Origin of the sequence: Roseateles agri (genome assembly GCF_034043675.1) — a bacterium.
Lineage (GTDB): Bacteria > Pseudomonadota > Gammaproteobacteria > Burkholderiales > Burkholderiaceae_C > KK5.
In genome coordinates this window covers 306,085-320,661 of record NZ_JAXCLA010000002.1, presented here as the reverse complement: position 1 = coordinate 320,661, position 14,577 = coordinate 306,085, and the positions used below count along the sequence as shown (strand labels likewise).

General features: G+C 68.4%; 11 protein-coding genes and 1 pseudogene. 2 read left to right on the top strand and 10 right to left on the bottom strand.

The genetic code is table 11. The features are described from left to right. Positions 1 to 15: 15 nt before the first annotated feature. The 8 genes and pseudogenes from ttcA to SNE35_RS05625 form a co-directional block, all read right to left on the bottom strand. Positions 16 to 957 carry a tRNA 2-thiocytidine(32) synthetase TtcA gene (gene ttcA / locus SNE35_RS05660; RefSeq protein ID WP_320421889.1) on the bottom strand — a complete coding sequence of 314 codons (942 nt, stop codon included), beginning with the start codon at positions 955 to 957 and terminating at the stop codon, positions 16 to 18. A gap of 5 nt (positions 958 to 962) precedes the next feature. Beyond that, positions 963 to 1,331: a dihydroneopterin aldolase gene (locus tag SNE35_RS05655; protein WP_320422362.1), complete on the bottom strand. Its 369-nt coding sequence runs from the start codon at positions 1,329 to 1,331 to the stop codon at positions 963 to 965. 369 nt (positions 1,332 to 1,700) lie between these two features. Next, a pseudogene (locus tag SNE35_RS05650) lies at positions 1,701 to 2,282 on the bottom strand (FAD-dependent oxidoreductase); the annotation flags it as partial. 37 nt (positions 2,283 to 2,319) lie between these two features. Beyond that, positions 2,320 to 2,928, bottom strand: coding sequence for a protein-methionine-sulfoxide reductase heme-binding subunit MsrQ (gene msrQ / locus SNE35_RS05645; RefSeq protein WP_320421888.1), 609 nt, complete (start codon positions 2,926 to 2,928; stop codon positions 2,320 to 2,322). 4 nt (positions 2,929 to 2,932) lie between these two features. Further along, positions 2,933 to 3,913, bottom strand: coding sequence for a protein-methionine-sulfoxide reductase catalytic subunit MsrP (gene msrP, locus SNE35_RS05640; RefSeq protein WP_320421887.1), 981 nt, complete (start codon positions 3,911 to 3,913; stop codon positions 2,933 to 2,935). A gap of 93 nt (positions 3,914 to 4,006) precedes the next feature. Further along, positions 4,007 to 5,356: a c-type cytochrome biogenesis protein CcsB gene (ccsB, locus tag SNE35_RS05635; RefSeq protein ID WP_320421886.1), complete on the bottom strand. Its 1,350-nt coding sequence runs from the start codon at positions 5,354 to 5,356 to the stop codon at positions 4,007 to 4,009. Positions 5,357 to 5,366: 10 nt separating this feature from the next. After that, the gene (locus SNE35_RS05630) at positions 5,367 to 7,508 is read right to left on the bottom strand and encodes a cytochrome c biogenesis protein ResB (protein ID WP_431312712.1); all 2,142 of its coding nucleotides are present in this window, start codon (positions 7,506 to 7,508) and stop codon (positions 5,367 to 5,369) included. A 68-nt stretch (positions 7,509 to 7,576) separates the two neighbouring features. Beyond that, positions 7,577 to 8,206, bottom strand: coding sequence for a c-type cytochrome (locus SNE35_RS05625; RefSeq protein WP_320421885.1), 630 nt, complete (start codon positions 8,204 to 8,206; stop codon positions 7,577 to 7,579). A gap of 69 nt (positions 8,207 to 8,275) precedes the next feature. Here SNE35_RS05625 and yihA point away from each other — a divergent pair, with 69 nt between their 5' ends. Both yihA and SNE35_RS05615 read left to right on the top strand, forming a co-directional pair. Then, the gene (yihA, locus tag SNE35_RS05620) at positions 8,276 to 9,085 is read left to right on the top strand and encodes a ribosome biogenesis GTP-binding protein YihA/YsxC (protein WP_320421884.1); all 810 of its coding nucleotides are present in this window, start codon (positions 8,276 to 8,278) and stop codon (positions 9,083 to 9,085) included. Positions 9,086 to 9,121: 36 nt separating this feature from the next. Continuing rightward, the gene (locus SNE35_RS05615; protein WP_320421883.1) at positions 9,122 to 10,015 is read left to right on the top strand and encodes an alpha/beta fold hydrolase; all 894 of its coding nucleotides are present in this window, start codon (positions 9,122 to 9,124) and stop codon (positions 10,013 to 10,015) included. Between the two features lie 152 nt (positions 10,016 to 10,167). Here SNE35_RS05615 and SNE35_RS05610 read toward each other — a convergent pair whose 3' ends face one another. Continuing rightward, positions 10,168 to 12,429 carry a patatin-like phospholipase family protein gene (locus SNE35_RS05610; protein ID WP_320421882.1) on the bottom strand — a complete coding sequence of 754 codons (2,262 nt, stop codon included), beginning with the start codon at positions 12,427 to 12,429 and terminating at the stop codon, positions 10,168 to 10,170. Then, complete coding sequence (locus tag SNE35_RS05605; RefSeq protein WP_320421881.1) at positions 12,419 to 14,407, bottom strand: DUF1631 family protein; 1,989 nt, start codon at positions 14,405 to 14,407, stop codon at positions 12,419 to 12,421. Before SNE35_RS05605 ends, SNE35_RS05610 begins: the two co-directional genes overlap by 11 nt. Between the last annotated feature and the right edge of the window lie 170 nt (positions 14,408 to 14,577).

Sequence of the window (14,577 nt, the reverse complement as noted above, 5' to 3'; positions counted from 1 at the left end):
CGAGCCTTAAGCAGCTCACTCGTTCGGGTGTAGGCGGATGACAGAAGGCGAAGCCTCCGCCGGCGTGCCGCAGGCCTCGTCCTCGTCGAAGGCGATGTCGCCGTCTTCGACCGGCGCGCCGCTGGCCTTGATGGTCTCGAAGGGGAACAGCTTCTTGTCCATCATGTGCGAGGGCACGATGCTGCCCATGGCGGTGAACACGTTCTCGACACGGCCGGGGAAGCGGCGGTCCCAGTCGTTGATCATGGCCTTGACCTGGACGCGCTGCAGGTTCTCCTGGCTGCCGCAGAGGTTGCACGGAATGATCGGGAACTCGCGGTGCTCGGCCCAGCGAACGAGATCGGGTTCGCGCACATAGGCCAGCGGGCGGATGACGACGTTCTTGCCGTCGTCGCTGACCAGCTTGGGCGGCATGCCCTTCATGCGGCTGCCGAAGAACATGTTCAGGAACAGCGTGGTGACGATGTCGTCGCGGTGGTGGCCCAGCGCGATCTTGGTGGCGCCCAGTTCGCCGGCCACGCGGTAGAGGATGCCGCGGCGCAGGCGCGAGCACAGGCTGCAGGTGGTCTTGCCCTCGGGGATCAGGCGCTTGACGATCGAGTAGGTGTCCTGCGTCTCGATGTGGAAGTCGACGCCGCGCGACTTGAGGTAGGTGGGCAGCACATCCTCGGGGAAGCCGGGCTGCTTCTGGTCGAGGTTGACGGCGACGATGTCGAACTTGATCGGCGCGCGCTGCTTCATGTTGATCAGGATGTCCAGCAGCGCATAGCTGTCCTTGCCGCCGGAGACGCAGACCATCACCTTGTCGCCGTCCTCGATCATGTTGTAGTCGGTGACGGCCTGGCCCACCTGGCGATGCAGGCGCTTGCTGAGCTTGTTGATCTCGTGCTCGGCCTTCTTTTCTGCAGCCTTGGTGTCTGCGTCGATGGCGGGCTGGAGGAGGACTTCGGTATTCATCGGGTTCACCATTGGCCGACTTCGGCGGAGATTGCGACTTCGCAGTCGGGGAAGATTTCGAGTTTGGCGAGCTTGACGCGCACGCCGACGACGCCCGGCAGCTTCATCAGCCGCGTGCACAGCTTGCCGATCAGCGCTTCGAGTAGGTCGGTGTGCTCGGTCGTGCACTCGTCGATGATGGCCTGGCGGATGCGGCGGTAGTCCAGCACATGGCCGATGTCGGCGTCGCGCGAGACGATGGCCTGCGGGCCGAGGTTGACCTGCGCGTCGATCTGCACCGGCTGCGGGCCGTCGCGCTCGAAGTCCAGCACGCCCAGCTTGGCGCCGAAGCGCAGGCCGGCGATGTGGACCACCTGCCGGTCGTTGCGCAGCACGCGCGTGCCGGGGTCCTGCGGGCCGGCCTGCAGGAAACGCTCGATCCGCTTGGCGGCGTCGACGCCGTCGCCCAATGCCGTCTGCACGCAGGGATGCTGGCGCTGGCTGGCGTCGCCGGCCAGGAACATGCCGTGCGGCGCGTCTTCGTCGAAGCGCTGGCTGGGCAGGCCGGCGCGGCGCAGGCCGTCGGCCGCGAGCCGCCAGGCGGAGGGCTCGGGCTCGTAGCCGAGCAGCACGGCGAGCTGGTCGAAGTGTTCGATGCCGAAAGCGGCGGAGTCGACGCAGACGCCCCCGGCGCTGGCCTGCACGCTGCGCGGCAGCGGCGTGGCCGGGCGCTGGGCGATGGAGGCATCCGCCTGCAGGGCCTGGGTGAAGTGGGTCTGCGAGCGCCAGTCGGAGCGTGACCAGATCGTCACCGCATGGCCCAGCCTTCGCAGGTGCAGCGCGTTCTCGACCGCGTTGTCGCCGCCACCCAGCAGCAGGATGCGGCTGGCCGGCGGCAGGTGGTCGCGCCGGGCGGTCAGCGAGATGGCGTCCATCACGCGGCCGTGCGTCTCGGCCGGGAAGAAATTGGTCGGCCGGCGGGCGCGCAGGCCGGTCGCGATCAGCAGGCTGCGCGCTTGGATCTGCTCGCTGCCGCACTGCAGGTGCCAGCGGTCGTCCTGCCAGTCGATCGCCTGGGCGGTCTGGCCGAGGAACAGGCGCACGGCCGGCTCGCTTGCCACGTGCGCGGCATAGCGCCGCGCCAGGGCAGACAGCGGTTGGCCGGGGTCGCCCAGCAGCCAGTTCTGCGTGAAGTCCAGCGCTTCCAGGCTGGCGCACAGGGCCGGCGCGCGTTCGATCAGCGCCACCGTGTGGCCCAGCTGGGCCAGCCAGCTGGCCGCCGAGCAGCCGGCGGGACCGCCGCCGAGGATGGCGGTGTCGACGACGGGGGCGGTGGGGGTGGGCATGGCGGGCTTCGGTATCAAAGCCCGCGATTATCGCCGTTCAGGCCGTTTGGCGCCTGCGCAGCCCTTGCCAGACTCGCCAGCCCAGCAGCACGGCGATGATGGCGCCGTAGACCGCCGGCTCGGCGAAGTTGTTCTTGCCGGCGCGCAGCCAGATGAAGTGCAGCAGGCCGATCACGATCACCGCGTAGACGGCCTTGTGCAGTGCCTGCCAGCGCTTGGCGCCCAGAGCCTTGATCGCGCGGTTGAAGCTGGTGAGGGCCAGCGGCAGCATCAGCAGCCACGCAGCGAAGCCCATCAGGATGAAGGGACGCTTGGCGATGTCGCGGGCGATCTCGGCGAAGTCCAGGCTCTTGTCCAGCCAGGCGTACGAGAACAGGTGCAGGCAGCCGTAGGCGAAGGTCCAGACGCCCAGCATGCGTCGGAAGCGCGCCAGCGCCGGCTGCTTGAGCATCACGCGCAGCGGCGTGATCGCCAGGGTCAGGCACAGGCCGCGCAAGGTCCAGTCGCCCAGGGCGCGGATCAGGTACTCGGCTGGGTTCGGATGGGGCTGCGTGGCTAGGCTCCAGACCACGTAGGCCAGCGGCAGGCAGCACAGGACGAACAGCAGCGGCTTGGTGGCGCCGTGCAGCAGGATCGGGCGGGGCATCGCGTCAGAAGTTCTTCTTCAGATCCATGCCCGCGTAGAGCTGGCCGACCTGGGCTTCGTAGCCGTTGAACATCAAGGTGGGCCGGCGCTTGGCGAACAGGCCCGAGAGACCGCCGCTGCCTTCGCCGATGCGGCGCTCGGTGGCCTGGCTCCAGCGCGGGTGGTCGACGTTCGGATTGACGTTCGAGTAGAAGCCGTATTCCTGCTGCGCGGCCTTGGTCCAGCTGCTGGTCGGCTGCTTCTCGACGAAGCGGATCTTGACGATGGACTTGGCCGACTTGAAGCCGTACTTCCAGGGCATGACGAGACGCACCGGCGCGCCGTTCTGGTTCGGCAGCACCTCGCCGTACATGCCGAAGGCCAGCAGCGCCAGCGGGTGCATCGCCTCGTCGATGCGCAGGCCTTCGATGTAGGGCCAGTCCAACACGCCCGAACGCACGCCGGGCATCTGCTTGGGATCGGCCAGGCTCGTGAACTCCACGTACTTGGCGCGCGAATTCGGCTCGGCGCGCTTGATCACTTCGGCGAGCGAGTAGCCGACCCAGGGGATCACCATCGACCAGCCCTCGACGCAGCGCAGCCGGTAGATGCGCTCTTCCATGGCGCTGAGCTTCATCAGCGCGTCGATGTCCAGCGTCTGGGGCTTGTTGCACTCGCCCTCGATGCTGACGCTCCACGGGCGCGGGCGCAGCGTCTGCGCGTGCTGGGCCGGATCGGCCTTGTCGGTGCCGAACTCGTAGAAGTTGTTGTACGTCGTCGCGTCCTGGTAGGCCGTCGGCTTCTCCATCGTCAGCGCACCGGCCACGGCGCTCTTGGCACCGGGCAGCTTGGCGAGCTTGCCACCGCCCGTTGTGGCCTGGGCGAAGACGTCGCCGCCGGCCGCGAAGGCTGCGCCGGCGGCGGCCAGCTTCAGCCACTCGCGCCGGTTCTGGTAGAGCGCCCGGGGCGTGATCTCGGAGGGGGCGATGAGGGGATCGCGGTACATGGTGATGAGGCTCGGCAATGAGGATGTCCGTGTGTCGGACAAGGAGGCCTGGAGCTTACGGTCCACCGCTGAAGCCGCGATTAAAACCTTCGTTTAAAGCGTGCCGTAAGAATGCAGGCCCGACAGGAACATGTTGACGCCCAGGAAGGCGAAGGTCGTCACCACCAGGCCCACCAGCGCCCACCAAGCCGCCGCGGCGCCGCGCAGGCCCTTCATCAGCCGCATGTGCAGCCAGGCCGCGTAGTTGAGCCAGACGATCAGCGCCCAGGTCTCCTTCGGGTCCCAGCTCCAGTAGCCGCCCCAGGCCTCGGCGGCCCAGAAGGCGCCCAGGATGGTGGCGATCGTGAAGAAGGCGAAGCCCAGCGCGATCGACTTGTACATCACGTCGTCGAGCTGTTCCAGGCTGGGCAGGCGCGCGGTCAGCGGCTTGCGCAGGGCCACGGCCAGCGCGAAGAACACGACCAGGCCGATCAGCTTCGTGGCCCAGCTCTGCAGGCCGGCGGCCACGTCGGGCTCCAGGCTGGCACCGAAGCGCGTTGCGAAGATCGCCAGCACCACGCCGGTCGGCACGGCCACCAGGCCGATCACCAGCGGTCGCGGCGGCGAGGACTTCAGCAGGTAGGCGAAGCCCACCATGGCCGACAGCGAGAACGAGCCGTAGCCGACGAAGTTGGCCGGCACGTGGATCTTCATCCACCAGCTCTGCAGCGCCGGCACCAGCGGCTGGATTTCCTGGGCGTCACGGGCCAGCGTGTACCAGAGCAGGAAGCTGACGGCCGCCGAGATGACCAGCAGCACGTAGGCGCCCAGCGCGCGGGTCTTGAAGCGCGCCTCGTAGTACAGGTAGAACAGCGCCGTCATCCAAGCGAACAGCACGAACACCTCGTAGAGGTTGCTGACGGGGATGTGACCGATGTCCGGGCCGATCTGGTGGCTCTCGAACCAGCGCACCATCGTGCCGGTCAGCGCCATGAAGACGGCGCCCCAGGCCAGCTTGGAGCCGATCACCTCGGCCGTGCTGTTGGCGCCGCTCTTGGTGAACATGCCGCCCCAGTAGAACAGGGTGCTCATGTAGAACAGCACCGCCATCCACATGATCGCGCTCTGGCTGGAGAGCATGTACTTCAGCAGGAAGACCTTGTCGCCGGCGCCCAGGTCCGCGCCGAAGTTGCCGGGGTGCTGGCTGTAGAGCTCGATCGCCAGCAGGCTGAAGGCGGCCACCAGCACTGCCAGCAGACGCATCGGCCGCCAGAACCAGCCCAGCGCGACCAGCGCGGGCATCGCACAGGCGAGGATGCCTTTCTCGTAGACGTCCATCGCGGGCGCGTAGCGGGCGAAGGCATAGATGCCGCCGGCGACGACGAGGGCGGCGAACAGCCAGTCGGTGAGGCTGCGGTTGTGCAGCGCGCCGCGGCGGGGCAGGGTGATCGTGGCGGTATTCATCGCTTCCTCGTCATTCCTTCAATTGCAGCGCCGAACTCAGTTCCGTGAAGACGGCGGCGGTGTCCGGCGAATCGCGGGTGCTGGACAGGGCCATGCGCACGCGGGTCTCGCCGCCTGGCGTCGGTTCCAGCCAGATCCAGACGCGGCGTTCCTTGATGTAGAGCATCGCGAACACGCCGATGATCAGCAGGATAGCGCCGAGATAGACCAGCTTCTGGCCCGGCGCGCGCGCAACCTGGAACACGCTCTCCTGGATCTGCTTGAAATCGTCCAGGCGCAGCAGCACCGGCGCGGGGTAGTACATGCTGTCCGACAGCGAGAGCACGGCCTGCGTCATGAAGGCCTGCGTGGCCTCGTCGGCGGCAGGCGGCGGCAGGTTGGCGCGTTCGCGGCCCAGCTTGTAGAGCTCGTAGAGGCTGCCGTTGAGGATGCGCAGCAGCACCTCGGAGACACGCTGGCGCTCGGCCTGCGGCACCTCCGAATCGACGAACTGCGACAGCGCTGCCAGGCCGCCCCAGCCGTCGGCGGGCAGCTTGTCGCCCGGCTTCACGCCCTCGACGCCGGCGAACAGCGCGAGCGCGCGCTTGGCGGTTTCCTCGAGCTGCTTCGTCATCCCCGGATTGTTGGCAGGCGTGGCGGCGATCGCGTACTGGTGCGCCGCGCCCTCGCGCATCACTGGATCGATCAGGTGCTGGCGCATGCGCAGCCAGCCGTCCATCGACATGTTCTCGTCGACGGGGATGCGCAGGTAGCGGAACGAATCGTTGGGGCTGTCGCGCACGCCGGCGAGGAACACGCGCTGGCCGTCCAGCTCGATCGGCACCATGTAGTTGTTGTACTCGCGCGCCTGGCCGGCGGCGTCGCGCAGCCGGTAGCTGAACGAGGGGCCGACGTTGTGCAGCTGCTTGGGCGTGCTGGACTTGGCGCCGCTGCCCAGGTGCTGGTGCAGGGTGTCGGCGAGGTCGACCTTGCGCACGTCGGTGGCGCTGCCTTCGTCCTTGGTGCCGGAGAGGTTCTCGACGTTGATCACGCGCAGGCCGCTGAACTCCAGTTGCAGCTTCTCGGTGTCGTTGCCCAGCACCGTGCTGCCGCCCACCGCGCCTTCGACCTTGAAAGGCTGGGCCTGCGCGCTGCGCAGCGGCAGAGCGGTCAGCGAGAGGTGTGAGCCGCCGTCGTCGAAGCTGCTCTGGTAGATCGCGATGCCGTCGTGGATCACCGGCGCGTTGACCTTGACCGTGTGCTCGGTGACCTGGCCGGTGGCGTGGTCGCGGATCGCGATGTCGCTGGCGAACAGCTTGGGCATGCCGGTCGAGTAGTACTCGACGATGAACTTCTTCAGCTCGACGTCGAAGGGCAGGTCTTGCAGCACGACGCCGTCGGGCATGTTGATGATGGCCGTTGCGGCGCGGCCGCCCTCGGGCACCGGCAGGCTGCCGCGGAAGCTCGGGTTGCTCGGCGAGAGCCGGTGTTCGGGCTTCACGTCGCTGACGAGGCCGGCGCCGGTGTAGACCGACTTGCCCTGCAGCCACATCATCGCCTTGACGACGATGTCGCCGTCCGACAGGCCGCCCAGGCAGATCAGCACGATCGCCGAGTGCGCGGACAGGTAGCCGATCTTGTTGGCCATGCCCTTGCGCGCGGCCACCATCACGCCCTTGTCGCGCACCTGCGCCTTGGCCTTCCAGCCGAAGTGATCCAGCACCGTGGAGACCTGCGTCAGCGCCGCCTCCGGCGCCAGCGCCAGGTGGCCGATCGCCTTGTGATGATGGGCCTGCAGCGACTGCTCGCGCACGTGCTCCTTGTAGGTGCGCAGGTCATGGACGATCTTGGGCGCATTGCGCGCGATGCACAGGCTGGTGGACGTGACCAGGAAGGCCAGCAGCAGCAGGAACCACCAGGCGCCGTAGATGGTGTACAGGTCGACCTTGCCGAACAGTTCCGCCCAGAAGGGCCCGAACTGGTTGACGTAGTTGGGCAGCGGATCGTGCTGGCGCACCACGGTGCCGGTGATCGACGCGATGATGATCACGACGAACACCGCGATCGCGAAGCGCATCGAGGAGAGCAGGTCGACCAGTTCCCGCAGGGTCGAATTACCGGGGACGACCGGGGGCGGGGCGGGGGGGCTGGCGGTGGCGGACGCTTCGGACATGGGCGGGATCATAAGAATGCAAAAAGGCCGGTGGGTGTCACCGGCCTTTTGTTACCTAACGACTTGTTTCAGCGCAATCCGGCAATGTAGTCGGACACGGCCTTGATTTCCTTGTCATTCATCTTCGCGGCCACGCCGGTCATCTGCGGGCTGTTGGTGCGTTCGCCGGAGCGGAAGGCCAGCATCTGGGCCAGCACGTAGTCTTCCTGCTGGCTGCCGATCTTCGGGTACTGGGCCGGGATGCCGGCGCCGGTCGGGCTGTGGCAGCCGGCGCAGGCCGGGATCATGCGGTCGGCGATGCCGCCGCGGTAGATCTTCTCGCCCAGGGCGGCCATTTCCTTGTTTTTCGCGAAGCCGGGCTTGGCGCTCTTGGAGGCGTAGAAGGCGGCGACGTTGCGAATGTCCTCGTCGGACAGCGGGGCGGCCATGCCGCTCATCACGGCGTTCTTGCGCTTGCCGGACTTGAAGTCATGGAGCTGCTTGGCGAGGTAGTCGGCGTGCTGGCCCTGCAGGATCGGGTAGGCCGGGGCGCCGCGGGAACCGTCGCTGGTGTGGCAGGAGGCGCAGACCTGGGCCACGGTTGCGCCCTTGGTCAGGTCCGGCTTGGCGGCTGCTGCCGGTTCTTCATTCGCGAAAGCGGAGGTCAACGTGGCACATGCGATCACGACACCAGAGAACAGGAGGGCGGCAGTCTTCATGAATTTATTGATTCGTTAGGCGCAACCCGTCGATCTTACAATGCCCGATTAAGGTGCCCGCCCCTCCAAATGACCAGCAAAACCCCGACGCCGCAAGAAAACCACGGTGATAGCGACGCCCCTGTCGATGCGTCTCTCAGGGTTGATACCGAGGCCGCGCGCGAAAAACAGGCACTGGCCTGGACGCACACCTCGCGCTTCCTGACCACGGCTGCCCAGCTGGTCCACCTGCCGCCCAACGAGCTGCCCGAGATCGCCTTCGTCGGCCGCTCCAACGCCGGCAAGTCCACCGCGATCAACACGCTGGCGCAGCAGAAGCGCCTGGCCTTCGCCTCGAAGACGCCGGGCCGCACGCAGCACATCAACCTGTTCGCCCTGGGCCCGAAGGACGCGCCCAATGCCTACTTCGCCGACCTGCCGGGCTACGGCTACGCGGCCGTGAACAAGGCCGCCAAGGTGCGCTGGCAGAAGGTGATGGCCGACTACCTGAAGATCCGCCGCAGCCTGTCGGGCGTGGTGCTGATGGTCGATTCGCGGCTGGGCCTCACCGATCTGGACAAGCAGTTGCTCGAGTTTGTCGCCAGCCGCATCTCCACCGGCGAGATCCGCCTGCTGGTGCTGCTCACCAAGTCCGACAAGCTCAACCGCAAGGAAGCCAATGCCTCGCTGGCCGAATGCCAGGAGTACCTGGGCGGCCTGTGCACCGAGGACTCGGACGTGTCGGTGACGCTGTTCTCCGCGCTGAAGAAGCAGGGCGTGGGCGACGTGGCGATGATCCTGCAGGAATGGGTCGCCTCGGCGCCGGTGCTGCCGCCCATCGGCGATCTGCCGCCGATGCCGGATGAAGACGCGGACGAAAGCGAACTGTCGCCGGATTGACTGTCCGCCCGCCGCGGGCCGGCCTATGCTGGGCCGATGAGCACCCCCGTCATCGAGACCTTCGACCTCCCGCTGCCGCACGGCATCACGCTGTCCTGCCGAGCCTGCGGGCCGCGGGACGCGCCTCGCCTCGTGTTCCTGCACGGCTTTCCGGAGGCCGCCTTCGTCTGGGACGAGATCATGGCGACGCTCGGCGAGCGCTGGCGCTGCATCGCGCCGAACCTGCGTGGCTATGAGTGCTCCAGCGCGCCGCCCGAGGTCGAGGCCTACCGCGCCAAACACCTGATGCAGGACATAGCGGCACTGGTCGCGGCGACCGGAGACGGGCCACTGGCCGCGCTGGTGGCGCACGACTGGGGTGGTGCCGTGGCCTGGAACCTGGCCGTGCAGAAACCCGAGCTGATGGATCGCCTGATCGTCATCAACTCGCCCCATCCCGGCACCTTCCTGCGCGAGCTGAAGCACAACCCCGCGCAGCGCGAGGCCAGCGAGTACATGAACTTCTTCTGCCGGCCCGACGCCGAGGCGCTGCTGGCCGCGGACGACTACGCGCGGCTGTGGCCCTTCCTGACCGGCATGGGCGGCGCCACCTGGCTCGACGAGGCCACGCGGGCCAAGTACCGGCAGGTCTGGGGCCAGGGCCTGACCGGCCCGCTGAACTACTACCGCGCCTCGCCGATGCGGCCGCCCACGGCCACCGATCCCGGCGCGCTGGCGCTGGACTTCGCGCCCGCCTTCGTCACCGTGAAGATCCCGACGCTGGTGATCTGGGGTGAGGGCGACACGGCACTCCCGCCCAACCTGCTCGATGGCCTGGACGAGTACGTGCCGCAGATGAAGCTGGCGCGCGTGCCGGGAGCCACGCACTGGATCGTCCATGAGCAGCCGGCGCGGGTGGCCGGGCTGATCGCCGACGCGCTCAGGGCATAAGAGCGCTTGGGATGTGCGAATTCCGGGCCGAGCGCCGGGCCGCCCCAAGCCGGCCCACCTGGCGATGTTGATTGCGGGCACCCCCGCAATCAATCGCCGTCCCCCTGGGGGACCGACCAGCGCGCATTTGGCGCTGGGCGAGGGGCGCCACGTCAGGGCCGGCCGATGAAGAGGTAGACGGCCGTGTCGCTCTTCTGCGCGCGGCCCAGCGCCACGTAGAGCGGGCCGAAGCCGGTGTCCGTGCCGACGAAGGCGCTCATCGCCCAGCGCAGGTCGCCGAAGGAAGCGTCGCCGCGGCGCGCCCAGGCATTGCCCGCTTCGAGCGAGCCACCGACGAAGTAGCCGCGCGTCAGCACCGGGATCTCATGCAGGCGTCGGTAGTAGGTGGCGCGGGCGAAGGCCAGCGTGTTGCCGGTCAGCTGACCCTGCTGGTAGCCCGAGAGCTGCTGGAAGCCGCCCAGTGTGTAGGGCCCCTGCGCCGAGTCCTCGGGCTGGCGCGCCACCAGCGCGCGGGCGTGCAGGTTCAGCGTGTGCACGCCCCAGCTCGTCACGTAGGTGCTCTGCAGCTCGGTGCGGTTGAAGCTCGCGTGCTGCACGGTCGGGCCGCCGGTCTGCTGGCCGTCGGTGGCTTCGAATTCCAGCCGGTAGCCGCTCTGCGGGAAGTTGACGTAGTCGAGCTGGTCGACGACGACGTGCAGCCGGATGCCGCTTTCCTGCCAGCGCTGGTTGAAGACATCGCCCGTCGTCGTGACATTGGCGGCGATCAGCTTGGGCGTGATCCGCCACTCCTGATGCACCAGGCCCAGCCGCACCTCGCCGATGCGGCCCCAGGGCTGGCCGATGTCCAGGCCCACTGTGGCGGACTGGCGGCCCAGGCGGGCGAGCTGGTCGCCGGTGTCGGCGTTGTAGAGGTTGATGATCCGGTGCTCGGCCTCGCCCCAGGCAGACACGAACCAGTCGTTCGACGGCCCCAGCTTGAAGCCCAGCGGCTGGTAGAGCTCGGAGTAGATGCGCGGTGTCTGGCCGATCGAGACCTGGTTGCGCCACTCGGTGCCCGATTCCGTCAGCCAGTGGCGGTTGTGCGAGAGGCGCAGGTTGAACGAGCTGTCGCCGGAGAAATCGGTGGACAGGTCCAGGCCGACGCGGAAGTAGTTCGGCCCCCAGGGCTTGTCGTCCATCGCGAAGACCAGCGTGTCGCCATCGGGCTTCTGCTCGACGTGATAGTCCACCCGCTCGTAGTCACCCGAGGAGGCCAGCAGCCGCGCGTCGCGCTCGGCCTTGGCGGTGTCGAAGGGCTGGCCGGGCTTGCTCTCAAGCTGGTTCTGGATGCGCTCCGGGTGCGTGTTCTCGCTGCCCTCGAAGGCGATCGCCTTGATCTGCGGCACGCTGCCGGCCTGGCGGGTGCGGTGCAGCTGCCAGTCGGCGAAGGCCAGCGGGCTGACGGCGTAGCGGCGCAGTTGCGGCAGCAGCGCCTCGGCGGCCGCCTCGCCCGCGGCGATCAATTGCTTGGCCTTGTCGAAATCGCTGGCGGTGAGCGTGCCGAGGTTCGGCGTGATCAGCAGGTCCTCGCCCTCGTGCAGCGAGGCGATGCTGCGCTGGACGTTCTGCTCGGTGAGGATGTTGATCATCTGCGCCGTGAGGCCGACTAGCGATGACAGCGATTCCTTGCCCGCCAGCGGCGTGCCCACGTTGACGGCGATCACCCGCTGCGCGCCCATGCCGCGCGCGATGTCGACCGGCAGGTTGTTCACCAGGCCACCGTCGCCGAGGATGCGCTCGTTCACGTCCGTCGGCGCGAACACGCCGGGCACGCTCATGCTGGAGCGCATCGCCAGCGCCAGGTCGCCTTCGGACAGCACGACCTCCGAGCCGTGCTCCATGTCGGTGGCGACGGCGCGGTAGGGCGTGGGCAGCTTGTCGAACTGGTCGATGCCACGGGCCGGCAGGGTCAGCCGCCGCAGCAGGATCTCCAGGCCGCGGCTGGAGATCGTGCCCTGCGGCGCGCGCAGCTCGCCGTCGCGCATGCCCAATTCCAGCAGTGGCGAGAACTCGAAGTCCTCCTCCTTGCGGCGCTGCGACAGCTCCTGTCGCGCCACGCGGCTGGCGAAGATCGCGTCCCAGGAGATCTTCAGCAGCTCGCGCTCCAGGTCTTCGGCCGACATGCCGCTGGCGTAGAGCCCGCCGATGATGGCGCCCATCGAGGTGCCGGCGATCACGTCCACCGGGATGTGCTCGCGCTCCATCACCTTCAGCACGCCGACGTGGGCCAGGCCCCGCGCGCCGCCGCCGGACAGCACGAGGCCGATCTTCGGCTGCGGCGGGGACGCGGTATCCGCCTGCGCGCGGGCCGGCGGAGCCAGGGAAGCCGCGAGCACCAGGACCAGTGCCGCGACGCCCCGTGCCCTAGCGCTCATCCTCGGCGCCGTCGACCAGCTCGGACATCAACGTGTCCAGCGCACGCTGCACCACGCCGTTCTCGCTCAGCGAGGTGATCAGACCGTTGGCCAGCAGTTGCTCGATCGCACCGCGCGTCAGCGAGACGCGCACGTCGGCGTCCTGGCCGATGAAGAGGAAGAACTGATGGCTTTCGCTGACCCAGGCCACCTGCGCGGTCAGCCACTCGCCCTTGACGAACAGGTGGAACCAGCTGCCGACGGTAAGCCCGTCGAACCAGGACTTGACCGCCGTCTCGGCGAAGGTCGATTCGTAGAGCTGCACCGGCACCGTCGGCAGGTGGCCGCGGTCGACGCTGACATGCGCCCAGTGCTCCGGCTCGACCGACTCGCGCTCGATCAGCAACTGCTTGACCTGCTCGTGCGGCGCGGGGGCCGAGCGTGCCGGCGTCGGCTGCGGCGGCATCGGCTGGCCGCTCAGCAGCCGCGCGTGCAGCCGCATCAGCTCCTGCAGGGCCTCCTTGCGCTGGCTCTCGAACACCTTGATCGAGTCGCAGCCGGCCTCCAGGTCGTTGATCAGGCCGGGCAGGCTGTCGCGCAGCTTCGTGCGGCCGGCCTCGTCGGCCGGCGCGTGCAGACTCTGCAGCAGGCGGTCCACCAGCTCGATCTGGGCGGTGGCTTGCGGCGCGTCCTGGCCCTCGGTCACCATCGAATGGGCGATCACCTCGGGCCAGACTTCCAGCAGGAAGGCCTGCAGGTGCGGGCCCAGCGGCGCGCCGACGATCTGCTCCTCGATCTGCTCGCGCACCACGGCCAGCCACTGCGGCTTCTGCTGCTCGCGCTCCAGCGCGGCCAGCGCGCCGGCACTTGCCGTGCTGCGCTGCTGGGCCTGGCGCTCCAGATGGCGCTCGACGCGGGCCAGTACCTGTTCGAAGAGCGACGGGCCGGGCATCGGGCTGTCGATCAGCAGCTGCACCTCGGCGTCCATGAAGCCGACGAAGGATTGCAGCTCCGGATCGTCGCCGCGCTCGAAGGCCATGCCCTGGGCGGCGACGCGGTCCAGCAGCAGCCAGGCCGGGTGGTCCTTGTGGCGCAGCAGGGTGGTGTCGGCGCGCGACAGCCGCACGATGGCGATCTGCAGCCGCGAGAGCAGCGCCTTCACTGGTGGCAGCAGCCGCGGGTCGGCCAGGATCTGGTCGTAGAGCCGGCTCAGCATGTCGGGGCTCGGCCCGCCCGCGAGGGCACTGAGGGCGCCCGGCCGGGCGTTGTGTGCCTGCACGCGGCGCGCCACGTTGTCCAGGGTGGCCGGCGCCGTATTGCCGAGGCGGGCCTGGCGCAGGCGCAGGTCGGCGTCGGGGTCCTGAACCTTGGCGGCGTGGCTCTCGACGAGCTGCGTCAGCTCGGCCGCCCGCAGCTGCGCGCACAGGCGCTCGTACATGATGCGATGCAGCGCCTGCGCCATCGGGGTGGCGGCGGCCTGCATCAGCGCGTAGCGGCGCTCGGCATCGAGCTCGACGCCGAACAGCGAGCGGTACAGCGCATGGGCGAACAGGGCGGGCCGCACCGGGTTGTCGCTGGCGCGGGCGCGGGCGGTGCCGCGCAGCGCGGCGAAGAAGTTGGTCAGCTGGTGCAGCTCGGGCTTGCTCTGCTGCTCGATCATCTGGATCACGTGGGCGATGGCCACGTCCTGCAGCGCCTGGCGCTCGTCGACAAGGCTCAGGCCGCCGAAGCCGCTGCTGATGCCGGCGGGCGGGGTCTGCCGCTGCAGCTGCGCTAGCGGATCCTCGCCGCGCCTGGCGGTCTGCAGCAACTGGCTCAGCGCCGTCTCGAAGTCGCCCGCGAAGCGCGGACGCAGCCGCCGCCAGTCGGACAGCAGCGAAAAATACTGCGGCTTGCCGGACAACTCGTCGTGCGTCCGCTCGGACAGGTTGCGGCTCAGCGCCGGGATCTGGGCCAGCGCTTCATCGAGCAGGGAGTTGTGGTTCAGGGCGACGGACATGATCCCGTCATTATCGGCCGCCCGCCGGGCGTCAATCCCTCGTGGCGCATGACTTGAGGCCCCTTATCTGCGGTGTTTCTGCAGGGCCAGCGGTAACTGTGCACAAACGAAAAAAGGGCCGCATCGCTGCGGCCCTTTCTGTATTGTTTCCGGACCGTGAAGCCCGGAAG